The sequence below is a fragment of the Rhodococcus sp. Ni2 genome, assembly GCF_021352185.1.
Classification (GTDB): domain Bacteria; phylum Actinomycetota; class Actinomycetes; order Mycobacteriales; family Mycobacteriaceae; genus Rhodococcus_F; species Rhodococcus_F qingshengii.
The window spans coordinates 321,976-336,277 of record NZ_WOXZ01000001.1; the positions used below are offsets into that span (position 1 = coordinate 321,976).

General features: G+C 61.8%; 15 protein-coding genes and 1 tRNA gene. 6 read left to right on the plus strand and 10 right to left on the minus strand.

What is annotated here, in order from left to right; translation table 11 throughout:
* Positions 1-49 precede the first annotated feature (49 nt).
* The 7 genes from GN300_RS01465 to GN300_RS01495 all read right to left on the minus strand — a co-directional run bounded on the left by GN300_RS01465 (position 50) and on the right by GN300_RS01495 (position 4,704).
* The gene (locus tag GN300_RS01465) at positions 50-400 is read right to left on the minus strand and encodes a hypothetical protein (RefSeq protein ID WP_003945214.1); all 351 of its coding nucleotides are present in this window, start codon (positions 398-400) and stop codon (positions 50-52) included.
* A gap of 52 nt (positions 401-452) precedes the next feature.
* Positions 453-1,016 (minus strand): mismatch-specific DNA-glycosylase, encoded by a 564-nt coding sequence (locus GN300_RS01470; RefSeq protein WP_063316827.1) that lies wholly within the window; start codon positions 1,014-1,016, stop codon positions 453-455.
* 20 nt (positions 1,017-1,036) lie between these two features.
* Positions 1,037-2,365: a WS/DGAT domain-containing protein gene (locus GN300_RS01475; protein WP_063316826.1), complete on the minus strand. Its 1,329-nt coding sequence runs from the start codon at positions 2,363-2,365 to the stop codon at positions 1,037-1,039.
* Positions 2,366-2,397: 32 nt separating this feature from the next.
* A complete protein-coding gene (locus GN300_RS01480) occupies positions 2,398-2,874 on the minus strand; it encodes an SRPBCC family protein (protein WP_030536240.1) in 477 nt (158 codons plus the stop codon).
* Positions 2,875-2,949: 75 nt separating this feature from the next.
* Positions 2,950-3,315, minus strand: a complete 366-nt coding sequence (locus GN300_RS01485; protein WP_042448820.1) for a VOC family protein — start codon at positions 3,313-3,315, stop codon at positions 2,950-2,952.
* Positions 3,312-3,698, minus strand: a complete 387-nt coding sequence (locus tag GN300_RS01490) for a phage holin family protein (RefSeq protein WP_003945275.1) — start codon at positions 3,696-3,698, stop codon at positions 3,312-3,314. The genes GN300_RS01485 and GN300_RS01490 overlap by 4 nt, the downstream gene beginning before the upstream one ends.
* 40 nt (positions 3,699-3,738) lie before the next feature.
* Positions 3,739-4,704, minus strand: coding sequence for an L-lactate dehydrogenase (locus GN300_RS01495; RefSeq protein WP_063316825.1), 966 nt, complete (start codon positions 4,702-4,704; stop codon positions 3,739-3,741).
* Between the two features lie 107 nt (positions 4,705-4,811).
* Between GN300_RS01495 and GN300_RS01500 the strand changes: the two genes are divergently transcribed.
* Both GN300_RS01500 and GN300_RS01505 read left to right on the plus strand, forming a co-directional pair.
* A complete protein-coding gene (locus GN300_RS01500) occupies positions 4,812-5,654 on the plus strand; it encodes a PE-PPE domain-containing protein (protein ID WP_037126338.1) in 843 nt (280 codons plus the stop codon).
* Between the two features lie 62 nt (positions 5,655-5,716).
* Positions 5,717-6,814, plus strand: a complete 1,098-nt coding sequence (locus tag GN300_RS01505) for a glycerophosphodiester phosphodiesterase family protein (RefSeq protein WP_172827019.1) — start codon at positions 5,717-5,719, stop codon at positions 6,812-6,814.
* A 296-nt stretch (positions 6,815-7,110) separates the two neighbouring features.
* Here the strand turns inward: GN300_RS01505 and GN300_RS01510 are convergent.
* Positions 7,111-7,186, minus strand: a tRNA-His gene (locus tag GN300_RS01510).
* A 189-nt stretch (positions 7,187-7,375) separates the two neighbouring features.
* Between GN300_RS01510 and GN300_RS01515 the strand changes: the two genes are divergently transcribed.
* Complete coding sequence (locus GN300_RS01515) at positions 7,376-8,338, plus strand: pseudouridine synthase (RefSeq protein WP_063316824.1); 963 nt, start codon at positions 7,376-7,378, stop codon at positions 8,336-8,338.
* 18 nt (positions 8,339-8,356) lie between these two features.
* On the opposite strand, the gene ychF is transcribed toward GN300_RS01515, so the two are convergent.
* Together ychF and GN300_RS01525 are read right to left on the minus strand one after the other, a co-directional pair.
* The gene (ychF, locus tag GN300_RS01520) at positions 8,357-9,436 is read right to left on the minus strand and encodes a redox-regulated ATPase YchF (RefSeq protein WP_003945278.1); all 1,080 of its coding nucleotides are present in this window, start codon (positions 9,434-9,436) and stop codon (positions 8,357-8,359) included.
* 70 nt (positions 9,437-9,506) lie between these two features.
* Complete coding sequence (locus GN300_RS01525) at positions 9,507-10,025, minus strand: CD225/dispanin family protein (RefSeq protein WP_374229120.1); 519 nt, start codon at positions 10,023-10,025, stop codon at positions 9,507-9,509.
* A gap of 92 nt (positions 10,026-10,117) precedes the next feature.
* Between GN300_RS01525 and GN300_RS01530 the strand changes: the two genes are divergently transcribed.
* From GN300_RS01530 to GN300_RS01540, 3 genes are all read left to right on the plus strand, one after another.
* On the plus strand, positions 10,118-11,695 hold the full coding sequence (locus tag GN300_RS01530) for an FMN-binding glutamate synthase family protein (protein ID WP_042449196.1): 1,578 nt from the start codon (positions 10,118-10,120) through the stop codon (positions 11,693-11,695).
* 112 nt (positions 11,696-11,807) lie between these two features.
* Entirely contained in the window at positions 11,808-14,090 is a 2,283-nt protein-coding gene (locus GN300_RS01535) for a carbon starvation CstA family protein (protein WP_063316822.1), read from the plus strand.
* A gap of 2 nt (positions 14,091-14,092) precedes the next feature.
* Entirely contained in the window at positions 14,093-14,302 is a 210-nt protein-coding gene (locus GN300_RS01540) for a YbdD/YjiX family protein (protein ID WP_003945213.1), read from the plus strand.

Sequence of the window (14,302 nt, forward strand, 5' to 3'; positions counted from 1 at the left end):
GCAAAGAGCCCCGGCGAGTTTCGATCGCCGGGGCTCTTTTGTGTCTTTGTCAGGTCCAGAGCGCGGCCACGAAGACGGTCACGATCGACAACCCGCCGACGACGTGTACCAGATTCGGATTGGGCTGGCCCTTCTTCTGCTTCGCCCGGGTGATCTCGGCAAGCGCCACGATGACCAGCGAAAGCACCAGCTTCACAGCGATCTTCGCGTGAATGTAGTTCTTGTCCAGGGCGCCTTCGCCCAACCCGACGATGATCAGGCCGGACACGAACTGCATCCTGGCACCCCACACCATGACCTCGGTGATCGAAGGAGCCTTGAGGACGGTGAAGTAGCTACCGACCAGGGCAGCCATGCCGAGTAGGTGAATCACTACAAAGACGTTGTATAGAACAGACATACAAGCACTTTAACTTGTACCTTGTTCTGGCCGAACGGAACTGCGACTTCTCTCAGAGAATTCCGGCTTCGGATGCGGCGGAACGATATTTCGCTGCCAAGGTGTCCACCGTCTCGTGTGCGTTGAGACCACTGGGATTGGGCACGATCCACAGTTTTGCCCCCTCGAAATCACGGTCCTGACGCCCGGCCTTCGCCTTCTTGTCACCGAAAGCTGTTCGATAGGCGGTGATCCCGGCGAAGGCAACGACTACTGGATTGGTTGCGCGCACGATGTTTCGGACCCGAACTCCGCCAGTTGCGAGTTCCTCCGACGTCAATTCATCGGCGCGCGCAGTTGCCCGCACCGCCAAATTGGTGATCCCCACTCCCCGATCGATCAGATGCTGTGTGTCAGCGTCCGACATACCCGCGGAAGGATCGATCGCATGCTTGATTATGCCTGCCCTCAGCAGTGCCGGATAGAACCGATTACCCGGCCTGGCGAAATGCGCGCCGGTCGCCGCCGTCCACAGTCCCGGATTGATACCGACGAACAACAGCCGACAATCCGGCCCGATCAGATCCTCGATCTCGGCGTCTCGGAACGATTCCAGTTCGGCGCGCGTGAATCCCATGCAGCCAGTACATCAGGCCGTCACGACAGCGCCTCGCGCACCTCGTCGATCGCGTCGTGCATCATCTGCTCGTACACATCGATGTCCGGAATCGAGGCCGGACTGCTGGTGATGCTGATCGTCACCGTGTCCCCGATCCCGTGTACGCCGTGGGTCAACGACATGACCGGCGACAAACTCGGGAAGCCCGCTGTGAACCGAACGACGCCGCCTCCGAGCACCAGATCCGCGTCACCGCGCGCGACACTCGACACCACGGTGTTTCCAGTGACCTCGTCGGGTACTGCCGTGAAATCGTATTGCTGCACGCCCCAACGGACCAGCGGGCCGGGAACAGCGTTCAGCGCGAGATCCGACGCTGCGCTGGATGGATGGGACGCACGTGCGCGACGCTCGTCCATCGACTCCTTGATCAGTTGGGCTCGCTCACGAAGATCATCGACTTCCGGGAACAGTCCGACACCTGCATTGCGGAAGTGATTGCGCGCCGTGGGTGTACCTGCCTTGGCGATGGTCACCTCAGCTCCCAATTCGGGCGGTACCGAGCCGTCTCGCTCGGTGAGGTAGTTCGCCATCGCTACCGAGATGGCTGTCATCGCTCCGACTGTGACGGATACGCCGTCGCCACGGAAATCTGCGCTGTCCCGCACGACCATGCGCACCAGTCGGTGCGGTCCGGGAGGGATGTTCGAGCGCACCTTCGGACGGCTCGCCGCCTGCGGCGCAACAACTCCCGATTCGGTGTCCGCCTGGAGCTGTAACTGTGCTCGGTGCCCCGCCCGGCCGTCGCGGAACAGCGAAACGAGTTGACCCGGAAGGCGCAGGGCGGCGCGGCCCAGAATCTCGGCTGTTCCGCTACGCCGCACGTCCGTCTTCTGCTTCGCGGGCGGTTGCGGCGAGAACAGCTGGCGAGCAATCGCCGACGCGCGTTTGCCGTCCGCCAGAGAATGAGCGACCTGCAGAACTGCGATGAGCGCCGGGCCACTGCAGCGCGGGACGCCGGTGACGCCGTGAAACAGGTGCAGCGTCCACGGGGACTCGCGCGGGTCGACGTGGTTCTCGAGTAGTTTCTCGATTCCGTGAATGCACGAGAGCCACGAGTTTTCGGGCAGCTCATGCACTCTCGCCAAGGAGGCGTCGACCGGCATGGGCTCCCACACCGGATAGTCGAGGTGCCACGGTGATTCACGAATCCGAACATTGAGATCCGGAATGAGCGACGCTCTTTCCACCACCGAGCGTCGTAGCTCGTCCATGTGCTGGCTCTGCCCGTCGAAACAGTAGAGCAGCAGCTGATCGTTCGGGATCTTCTCCGAAATCCAGAAGGTTTGGGCATCGGTGGGCGTCATCCGTAACACCGGGAGACGGTACCACCGGCTTGTCAGCTCTTTTCTGCAGCAGCTTTCAGCTGGGACAGGCCCTTCTCGAAATCCTTTCCGACAAGCTTGTCCATGCTGAAGATGAAACCAAAGATCTTGAAGAACAGATTCTTCTTTCCGGTCATCTTCCACGTCACCTGAACTTCACCGGAATTCGGCGAGATGAGAAACGTGGTGACGTTCTGCGCCTTGAACGGCTTGAGGAAGGCCAGGTCCAAAACTACTCGTTCATTCGGGACGGATTCGGTGATCACCATCGAACCGGAGCCCGCCTTCTTGTTTCCCGCCCAGGCGTACGAAGCCCCGACGCCCGCGTCAGGCCCCGCGTACGTCCGCTGCATCGCCGGGTCGAGACCTTCCCACGGCGACCACTGAGTCCACTGATGGAAATCGTTGATCAACGCGAAGACGACCGGTGCTTCTGCCTTGACGATCTTCGTACGTTCTACCAGGAATTCGTTGGAATTCTGCGAAGCCATCGTCGATCTCCAATTCTCGGGCGTGACAAGTGTTCGGAATTATCCACGGTCGACGAGATCGGAGCGAGTCGACATTCAGTCCCGCAGGCACAGGCAGAAATAGTGACCGACCGGGTCGCGGTACACGCGGAAAGTCTGATGCTCCGGAATGTCGGTCACCCGCTGCGCTCCAAGGTTCGTCACCCAAGCCTCGGCGGGGTCGAGAGAATCCACGAACAGATCCAGATGGATCCCGACACCGGAGGTCGGCCAGTCCACCGGAACGAAATCCGGAGCGAGCTGAAACGCGAGCCGCTCCCCGCCGGGTCCTTCGATCACGTGCCAATCATCCTCGTCGCGAACACTTTTCCACTCGAGGACCTGGACGTAGAAGCTGGCCAATGCGGCCGGATCCGGGCAGTCCAGGACTGTGTAGTCCATACCGATGTTCGGGCGCGTCACTGTGCCTTCTTCTCCTGAACTTTCTTACGCACGAACAACAACGGAAGAACCAACGTCGCAACGGCGGTTACCAGCCACACGACGACGGTTCCCAGAATCCACGTCGAGACACCGGAGATCGACAGATTGGAGAAGAGCGACGCCACCAACAGCGCGACAAATGTCGACACCAATCCGATTCCGCCGAGAAATGCCGGTGCATGGCGCTTTGCCACCGTGGCGATGAACGGCGCCAGGACCGACTGCGCAATCGCAAAGATCACGACCGCAACGATGAATCCGGATGTGGGCGCCGAGAAGCCCGAAAGAATCAACGACGCAACTAGAAGCCCGACAGCGGCAGAACCCAGGAAGATCGCGGCGCGAATCAGGAAGCTGATCATTTGTTGATCCTATATGTCGGATATCAAGGAGAACAGATATTCACAATCCCAGAGATTCCTGCACCTCTCGCAATGTCCGGGCAGAAGATCGGAGCCCCGAAGCCTCCATTTTCGATAGCGGCACTTCGAGGACTCGGCCGGCACCAGCACGACCAACCATCGTGGGAAGGGACAGGCAAACGTGCTCGAGTCCGTGGACGCCGCTCTGCAAAGTCGACACCGGCAGAACCCGTTGTTCGTCCCGCAACACGACTTCCGCGATGAATGCGCTCGACAATCCGATGGCGAGGTTGGTCGCACCCTTACCCTCGATGATCTCGTAAGCACTCTCGACTACAGACTTCGCTACTTTCGCGCGTAGGTCGGGGCCGAGGACGCCACCCGACGGTCCCACGAACGAGGTTGCCGGCACTCCGCCGATGGTTGCGCTCGACCAGAGCGGAATCTCGGAATCCCCATGCTCGCCCACGATGAAGGCATGAACGTTCTCCACCGCGACTCCGAGTTCGGTAGCCAGCAGGAATCGCAATCGGGCCGTGTCCAGCACGGTCCCAGATCCGAAAATTCGCCCGCGGTACGACGGTCCCGCAGCCTGGATCGCTGCGTAGGTCGCCACGTCGACCGGGTTGGTGACGAGGAGAAGGACCGCGTCCGGTGACACCGCCAACAGTTGTTCGGTCAGTGTCTGCGCGATCTTGACGTTCACCGCGGCAAGTTCGAGCCGCGACTGACCGGGATGCTGTTTGGCGCCCGCGGTGACGACGACCAAGTCGGATCCCGCGGTGACCGAGATGTCATCGCCTCCGTCGACAGTGCACGGCGGTGTGAACTGGGTGCCGTGGTTGAGATCGAGAACTTCGGCCCGGACCTTTGCGCTGTTGGTGTCGTAGAGGGCGAGCGCGTCGGCCGATCCGCGTATCAGGCACGCATACGCAATTGCGGTGCCGACGCTTCCCGCACCGACAACGGACACTTTTCGTCTGGATGAACGATTCGGCGTCATCATGGGTAAATGGTGCTCGCTCGATAACGATTTCGCAGTACAACGGATTGCCAGTCTCTTCTCAGGGTTTGGATGCAGACCTCTCAGAATCGACGTGGATGATCGCTGACATGGCTGAGGTAACCGTTCTTGCAGTTGGCGGCACCGGCGAATCCCACGTCGGCGACCACGGCGCCCGTGTGCGCGGACTCCTCAGTGCCGTCACCGACGAACTCGACAGTCGATTCGATTCTCGCTGGGTCGCTTATCCCGCATCGTACGGTCCGGTCGCCGACGGTGGCCTGAGCTTTCGGCACAGCACCGCGATGGGTGTGAAGGCCCTCACCGCCGAAATCGCACAGACAGACGGCCCGGTCATGCTGATCGGATACTCACAGGGATGCACCGTGATCCGCTCGGCTCTTCCGACGCTGAACCGCGCCAACATCATCGGAGTCGGACTGATCTCCGATCCTCAACAACCGGCAGGCGTGATCGAAGGTTGTGAGGGACACGGAGTTGCCGGCGACGGACCCGAGATCCAGCCGTGGATTCCGGTCAAGTGGATCGGGCACCCGCAGGACATGATCTGTAATGCCAGCGACGACAGCTACATTCGCGACATCGCAGACTTGACGCGCTGGATGTCCTTCTCGCAGGCACGCGTGTGGGCAGGAAAGGTCTGGGAACTACTTCGTAGCAATGCTTTCCAGAATGCGCAGAAGACTCGTTTCAGTCCGAAACAGTGGCGTACCGATCTACGACGTATTCGCACCGCGTTCCTCGAAGTACTTGGTTACCTGCCGACGAAGTTGAACCTGAACCGATTTCAGCTCAAGAACCCTCGCGGCGGTAGACACATCAGCTACGCGATCGAACCTCTCGACGAGAGCGGACTGACCGGGTGTGAGCTTCTGGCGTCGTGGATGAAGGTCCACGCGAGCGGCGTCGGGCAGCGCATTCACGCGGCCTGACCTTTACCGTTAGTTTACCTAACGAACCCCGGGGAGCCATTCGACGCCTCTACGTTCCTTTCATGCAACTGAGCAGAATATTGTCGTGTGCCGCCGTGACCGTCGCACTCCCCCTCACCGCCCTGGCGGCCCCGGCCGGCGCATCGCCAACCGGCAGTCTCGACTGGTCCGGTTCGTTCGGTAGTTCAGCACCCCAGCCGGTTTCGACGTTCGACGTCCAAGCCCACCGCGGCGGGCTCGGCCTGTACACGGAAAGCAGCCTGGCCGCGTTCGCGAATGCCCTCGAAATGGGCGTCAGCACACTGGAACTCGATACCCAGATCACCGAGGACGGGATCGCTGTCGTCACGCACGATCGTAAGATCTCGAACAAGAAATGCCTCGACACCGAGCCCGCAACTGCGGGTGACCCGGAGTTCCCGTACGTCGGCAAATTCGTCAACACGCTGAGCCTGCAGCAGATCAAGACCATGGACTGCGGCACTCTCCCCCTTGCCGGATACCCTGAACAGCAGAATGTTCCGGGAGCGAAAATGCAGACGCTCGAAGAAGTGCTTGCCCTGGTGAAGTCGTACAACGCACCCGGAATCAAGCTCAACATCGAGACCAAGGTGGAAGCGGGAGCGCCTCACGAGACCGCCCCGCGTGAGCAGTTCGTCTCTGTAGTCCTCGATACGATCCGGGCAGCCGGATTGTTGGACAGCGTCACCATTCAGAGCTTCGACTGGGGCTCGCTCATGCTCACCCGTCAACTCGCGCCGAGTGTCCCCGTCGTTGCGCTCACAAACGGCGACTTTCTCCAGGTAGGCAAGGACGGAGCGTCACCGTGGCTCGGCGGTCTGGACATCGATGATTTCGGTGGCGACGGCATCGCGGCGGTAGCAACCTTTGGTGCCTCCGCCTACTCCCCCGTCCAAGGAACTCCGCAGGGCGGAAAGGTCGGGGATCCCGGTTTCACCCTCTATCCGACAGCCGACATGATCGCGAGCGCACATGCGCGTGGCATGAAGGTCATCCCGTGGACCGTCGATGATCCCGCCACCATGCACGCCCTGATCGACCTCGGTGTCGACGGGATCATCACCGACTACCCCGATCGTCTCCGAGCCGTTCTGGCCGAGCGAGGCATGCCACTACCTGCACCTGCGGTCAAGAAGTAGCCTCCACCGCGCACCGAAGCAGGTACCTGAACAGGTACTACGGCCGATGTCCCCGGGGTCCCGTCGGCCGCATCCTGGACAGGTACTTGCTCGGGTGATCGGAGGTGAATTCTGATGATGTCTTTGAAGGATCAGTTGGACAACTGCGAATACCTACTTGCCGACGCGGAAATGGCGGGTGACTGGAATGCGGTCCGGCGATTCAGGGAATACCGGCTCAGGCTCGTTCGACAACTGTGCAGGCAAAGGGCCGCCGGCCTCTGCGCCTAGAGGCCCGACCTCAACCGTATCTGAGCTGGTCCCTCTGGGCGGTTACGATCCGCCGTCGCCCGAGTCACAGTCGGGTGCTCTCACCAATTGAGCTACAGAAGGTATGGCCCGCAGTGCTTTTCGACTGCGATCTTTCTCTGCCGAACCATACGGGCCCGCATCTCGTCCGCGCTACTGATTTTCGAGTAGACGATCTACACCGACCACCGCTGTGAGTTCGGTTTCCGCGTCCCCGCGGGGACGTCCCCGTCGGAGGCCACACCGAATCACCGCTGACCAGTAGTCGATGGGATGATGACCTGCGTGTCCATGTCCCCACCGCTGCCCGTCAAGAACGGGGTTGGCCCGACGCGCCTACGCATCCCGCTCTCTGGGCCGTGGGCGACGATCGCCGAGTACGTCGTAGCCAAGTTCGACCATCTGGACGCCGAGAACCTGTATCGGCGGTTCGACGACGGCGAGTTCGTAGATACCGACGGCCACTCGATCTGCCTGAACACAGAACTCAGCGCGCACCGGTTCGTCTGGTACTACCGTGAGTTGCCGGCGGAGGACCCGGTGCCGTTCCACGAGGAGATCCTGCACACCGACGACGATCTCGTCGTCATCGACAAGCCACATTTTCTCCCGACCACTCCGAGCGGGCGATACCTGCGTGAGTCGGCGCTCGTCCGACTGCGGGTCCGTCTCGACAACCCAGATCTGACCCCGATCCATAGACTCGACCGCGGCACCGCAGGGGTGGTGATGTTCTCGGCCCACCCCGCGACGCGCGGCGCGTACCAGTCGCTGTTCGAGAAGCGGCAGGTCACGAAGGTCTACGAGGCGGTGTCGGCGCGACCGCCCCGGTGGGGCCAGGACGCACCAGCGCTCGACGTCCCTCTCGTTTACCGCAACCACATCGAAGCCCGACGCGGCGAGTTGCGAGTCGTCGTCGACGACAGCCGTGAACCCAACTCCGAGACCATGATCGAGGCACGAGGGACGGGCGTGAGCGCCTCCGGACGTGCTGTGCTGCACACGGTTCTACGTCCGCGCTCCGGACGGATGCACCAGTTGCGGGTGCATCTGGCAGCTCTCGGCGCCGGGATCCTGGGCGACCGGCGATACCCCGACCTGCTTCCCGACGCCCCGGACGATCATTCTCTCCCACTCCAATTGCTCGCGAGGGAACTCGAATTCACCGATCCGTTGTCGGGGAGAGCGCGGCGGTTCGTCACCCGTCGGACGCTCAGCGAGATGCCCGTGGGGTGACGACCAGGAGCCGTTGATTTAGACGTTGAAGCGGAACTCCACCACATCGCCGTCGGCCATGACGTATTCCTTGCCCTCCATGCGGACCTTGCCGGCAGCCTTGGCTGCGGCCATGGAACCCGCCTCGACGAGGTCGTCGAAGGACACGATTTCAGCCTTGATGAAGCCGCGCTCGAAGTCGGTGTGAATGACGCCGGCAGCCTGGGGAGCGGTGTCACCCTTGTGGATGGTCCAGGCGCGAGCTTCCTTCGGACCAGCCGTCAGGTAAGTCTGCAGTCCGAGGGTGTGGAAGCCGGTGCGTGCAAGCGCGTGCAGGCCGGGCTCGGTCTGACCGATCGAGTCGAGCATTTCCTGGCGATCTTCCTCGTCCAGCTCGAGCAGTTCCTGCTCGACCTTCGCGTCGAGGAACACGGCGTCGGCCGGTGCGACGGATGCGCGCAATTCCGCAATCTTCGCTGCGTCGGTGAGCACAGACTCGTCGGCGTTGAAGACGTACAGGAAGGGCTTGGTGGTGAGCAGGCTCAGCTCACGAAGCAACGAGAAGTCGAGCTTGTCCTTGACGCTGAACAGCGTCGTGCCCTCGTTGAGGAATGCCTGAGCCTTGAGCGCCTCGTCGTGGGCCGGCTTGAGCTCCTTGTTCTTGCGAGCTTCCTTGTCCAGACGCGGGAGAGCCTTCTCGAGAGTCTGCATGTCGGCGATCACGAGCTCGGTCTCGATGACCTCGATGTCCGAGGCCGGGTCGACCTTGCCGTCGACGTGGATGACGTCGTCGTCGGCGAAGACGCGAACTACCTGGCAGATGGCGTCCGCTTCACGGATGTTGGCCAGGAACTTATTACCCAGGCCTGCGCCCTCGGACGCTCCCTTGACGATGCCGGCAATGTCGACGAACGACACGGTCGCGGGGAGGATGCGCTCGGAGCCGAAGATCTCGGCGAGCTTCTGCAGCCGCGGATCGGGCAGCTCGACCAGACCGACGTTGGGTTCGATGGTCGCGAACGGGTAGTTCGCTGCCAACACGTCGTTGTTGGTCAGTGCATTGAAAAGGGTGGACTTGCCGACGTTGGGCAGTCCGACGATTCCGAGGGTAAGGCTCACGGTCTGTGGATTCTACGGCCTCGCAGCGACGTGACGGGTACTCGCCCCACCGTCACGTCGCGGCAGGTGATCAGTTGTAGGTATACGAATCGACGGACGACACGATCGCAACCAGGAAGATGACGTAGAACGCGATGAACAGCACCCAGCAGATCACGGCTATGAGGAGCGAGATCTGACCGAGCTTCTTCACCCGCTCGGACGCGTACTGCGCGCCCTGTTGATCGCCCATCGCCCACTTCGGGTAGATGTCGTGGAGATGATTGAACGCGGCGAACGCGATAGGCCAGAAGAAGATGATCGACGCGACGGCCCATCCCGCGTTGGACTTCGGCGGACCGTACTGAGGCGCCGCGTACGTGGGAGCAGCGCTGTACTGCTGGGCTGCGCTGTACTGCTGACCGGTCGGATACTGCTGTCCGGCTGAGTACTGCGGGTCGGTTGGGTACTGCTGACCCGTCGGATATTCCTGGCCTGCTGAATATTGCTGACCGGCTGAATACTGCTGGCCTGCCGGATACTGCTGCTCCTTCGGATACTGTTGCTCCTTCGGATCCTGCGGGTCGGTCGGATATTGCGGTTCGGTCATCATTCCCCCAAAGAGTCGGATTCGGTTCTCTATCGCAGAACCTAGTGGAGACTTACCGCTGCCGTGTCACAGTGAGCGCCTACGCTCTCGAGGTGACTCGGATGCTGATCGTGCTCTTGATATGGATAGTGGGTCTCGGCACCGCCGCGCTCGCAATTGTCGCCTCGCCCGGATGGTGGGTGATCGCTGTCGTCACACTCGCGCTGGCGGCCATGGGCACCTACGACCTCACTCAGAAGTCCCACAGCATCCTCCGTAACTATCCGGTCCTGGGGCACGCGCGATTCCTCCTCGAGAAGATTCGACCGGAGATTCAGCAGTACTTCGTCGAATCATCCACCGATGGAATGCCATTCGATCGCGAAACGCGAGATCTGGTTTACGAGCGGGCAAAGGGAACACTGGCGGAAGAGCCCTTCGGGACCGAGCGCGACGTCAATGCGATCGGCTACGAGTTCATGACGCATTCGATTCGCGCACGGACCGCCCCCGACACCGTTCCCCGAGTTCGCCTCGGCGGACGCGATTGCACGAAGCCGTACGACATCGCTCTCCTGAACGTCTCCGCGATGAGCTTCGGGTCGTTGTCCGCCAACGCAATCGAAGCCCTCAACGCCGGCGCCGCCAAAGGCGGCTTCGCCCACGACACCGGCGAAGGCGCGATCAGTCCGTATCACCGCAAACACGGCGGCGATCTGATCTGGGAAATCGCCTCGGGATACTTCGGATGCCGAACCGAGGACGGCCGATTCGATCCTGACCGTTTTGCCGAGCGTGCCGGACTCGATCAGGTGAAGGCCATTTCGATCAAGCTCTCGCAAGGTGCGAAACCCGGGTTGGGTGGCGTGCTTCCCGGAGTCAAGGTCTCCCCCGAAATCGCCGAAACCCGCGGGGTACCCGTCGGCCAGACTGTGATTTCGCCACCCGCGCACACCGCGTTCAGCACCCCGGTCGAACTGGTCGATTTCATCGCGACCCTGCGAAAACTTTCGGGAGGCAAGCCGGTCGGGATGAAACTGTGTGTCGGCTCGCGTCGTGAATTCCTCGGAATCTGCAAGGCGATGATCGAACGCGGCATCACGCCCGACTTCATCATCGTGGACGGTTCCGAAGGCGGCACCGGCGCAGGTCCGGTGGAGTTCGAGGACCACATGGGCATGCCGTTGACCGAGGGCCTGATGCTGGTGCACAACGCTCTGGTGGGAACTGGTTTGCGCCCTCTCGTGAAAGTCGGCGCTTCCGGAAAGGTGGCGAGCGGTTCCGACATCGTCAAACGCATCATCCAGGGCGCAGACTTCACGATGGCGGCCCGCGCAATGATGTTCGCAGTGGGCTGTATTCAGGCCCAGATGTGCCACACCAACCGCTGCCCGGTCGGCGTTGCCACTCAGGATCCGGCACGCACCCGCGCACTCGACATCCCCGACAAGAGCGAGCGCGTCTACCGCTTCCAGAAGGCAACTGTCGCCAGCGCACAACAGATGATCGCGTCGATGGGCATCGATTCCTTCGACCAACTGCAACCGGGAATGCTCAACCGCCGCGTCGACGGTCTCACCACTCGCACCTATGCCGACCTGTTCGACTGGCTGATGCCGGGCGAACTGCTCGACTCCCCGCCGCAGAGCTGGCTCACCGATTGGATCGACGCCGACGCTCACCGATTCTGACGTCGGTCGACTCCCGCGTTTCAGATCGCGCGGATTCACCCTTCTGGTCCTACAGTGACAGATGGCCCGCTGTGACGGCGGCCACACGTGCACTAGTGGACGGAGTTCGACGATGAGCTTGACGACTGCGCCGGAACCAAATGTCGAGTACCTGAAAACCGATCCTGACCTGCCACCTGTCGGCGTCATCGACAAAACACCCATCTCCACGACTGCGCGCGTCGTCTTCCTTGTTCTCGGACTGGTCGGCGCGGGCGCCTGGTACGTGATTGCGATCGTCCGCGGTGAACACATCAGCGCTGTGTGGTTCGTGTTGGCCGCAATCTGTACCTATCTGATCGCCTACCGCTTCTATGCGCGGTTGATCGAACGCAAGATCGTCAAGCCTCGCGACGACGTCGCCACTCCCGCCGAGATCATGGAGAACGGCGCCGACTACATGCCGACCGACCGTCGGGTGCTGTTCGGTCACCACTTCGCGGCAATTGCCGGTGCCGGCCCCCTGGTCGGACCCGTGTTGGCCGCGCAGATGGGATATCTTCCGGGAACGATCTGGATCATCGTCGGCGTCGTGTTCGCCGGGGCGGTGCAGGACTTCATGGTCCTGTGGATCTCGTCGAAGCGCCGCGGGCGCAGCCTCGGTCAGATGGCCCGCGAAGAACTCGGCCTTGTCGGCGGCGTCGCCGCACTGATCGGCGTGTTCGTCATCATGATCATCCTCATCGCGGTGCTCGGACTTGTGGTCGTCAATGCGCTCGCCGAGTCCCCGTGGGGAGTGTTCTCGATCGCGATGACCATCCCCATCGCGCTGTTCATGGGCGTGTACCTGCGGTATCTGCGGCCGGGCAAGGTTTCCGAGGTCTCCTTGATCGGCGTCGTCCTGCTTCTCCTTGCCATCGTCTCCGGCGGATGGGTTGCCGATACCGGTTGGGGCGCAGACTGGTTCACACTCTCGAAGGTCACCATCGCGTGGCTGATGATCGCGTACGGATTCGCCGCATCGGTGCTGCCGGTCTGGCTGCTCCTGGCACCGCGCGACTACTTGTCGACGTTCATGAAGGTCGGCACCATCGCGCTGCTGGCCATCGGAATTCTGGTCGCACGACCCGCGCTGAACATGCCGGCAGTGACACCGTTCGCCTCCAACGGCGAAGGCCCGGCCTTTGCCGGTTCACTGTTCCCGTTCCTGTTCATCACCATTGCCTGTGGCGCGCTCTCGGGCTTCCACGCACTGATCGCGTCCGGTACGACGCCGAAGCTGCTCGAGAAGGAAAGCCAGACCAAGATGATCGGGTACGGCGGCATGCTGACCGAATCGTTTGTCGCGATCATGGCTCTGGTCACCGCCTGCATCCTCGATCAGCACCTGTACTTCGCACTCAACGCTCCCGCGGCACTGACCGGTGGAACACCGGAAACCGCAGCCGAATACGTCAACAATCTGCCCCTCGGCACTGCCCCCATCACACCGGACGTGCTGACTCAGGCAGCCGAGGCCGTCGGCGAAGAATCGATCATCTCGCGAACCGGCGGCGCCCCGACGCTCGCGTTCGGAATGTCCGAAGTGCTCAGCGACGTCTTCGGCGGCGACTCGCTGAAATCGTTCTGGTACCACTTCGCGATCATGTTCGAGGCGCTCTTCATCCTCACCACGATCGATGCCGGCACCCGCGTCGCTCGATTCATGCTCTCCGACTCGCTCGGCAACTTCGGCGGTCCGGCAAAGAAGTTCAAGGACCCGTCGTGGCGCATCGGCGCGTGGCTGTGCTCGCTGATCGTCGTCGCTGCCTGGGGCGCGATTCTGCTCATGGGTGTCACCGATCCGCTGGGCGGAATCAACACACTCTTCCCGCTCTTCGGCATCGCCAACCAGCTACTCGCCGCGATCGCGCTGACGGTGGTCATGACGATCGTCATGAAGAAGGGCCTGTTCAAATGGGCCTGGATTCCCGGCGTCCCGCTGGTGTGGGACCTGGTCGTAACCATGACCGCGTCGTACCAGAAGATCTTCTCCGACAACCCCGCGATCGGGTACTGGGCTCAGCACAACGTGTTCAAGGACGCGAAGGCTGCCGGCGAGACGGCGCACGGTTCCGCGAAGACTCCGGAGGCCATCGATGCCGTCATTCGCAACACCTTCATCCAGGGCACGTTGTCGATCATCTTCGCGTCACTGGTGATCGTCGTGGTCATCGCCGGGATCATCGTATGTGCCAAGGCAATCCGAGCGGGCGGGCTGCCGACCACCGAGTCCCCGGAAGAACCGTCGAAAATCTTCGGACCCGCCAGCTTCATTCCGACGCCCGCGGAGAAGGAAATCCAGAAAGAATGGGACGAGCTGATCAAAGCCGGGAAAGTCCGGGCGCCCGGCGCCGCACACGGAGGTGGGCACTGACCATGACGACGGCGACCATGACGGCAAAACTCACCACAGCGTTCCGCGGAACGCTGTGGTGGGTTCGCTCGGTGATGGGTGATCTCGACTATCAGCGCTACGTCGAGCACACCCGACGCCACCACGCCGACTCACCGGTGATCAGCGAACGAGAGTTCTGGCGCCGCCGTCACGCAGCAGCCGACGCCAACCCAGGCGCCCGCTGCTGCTGA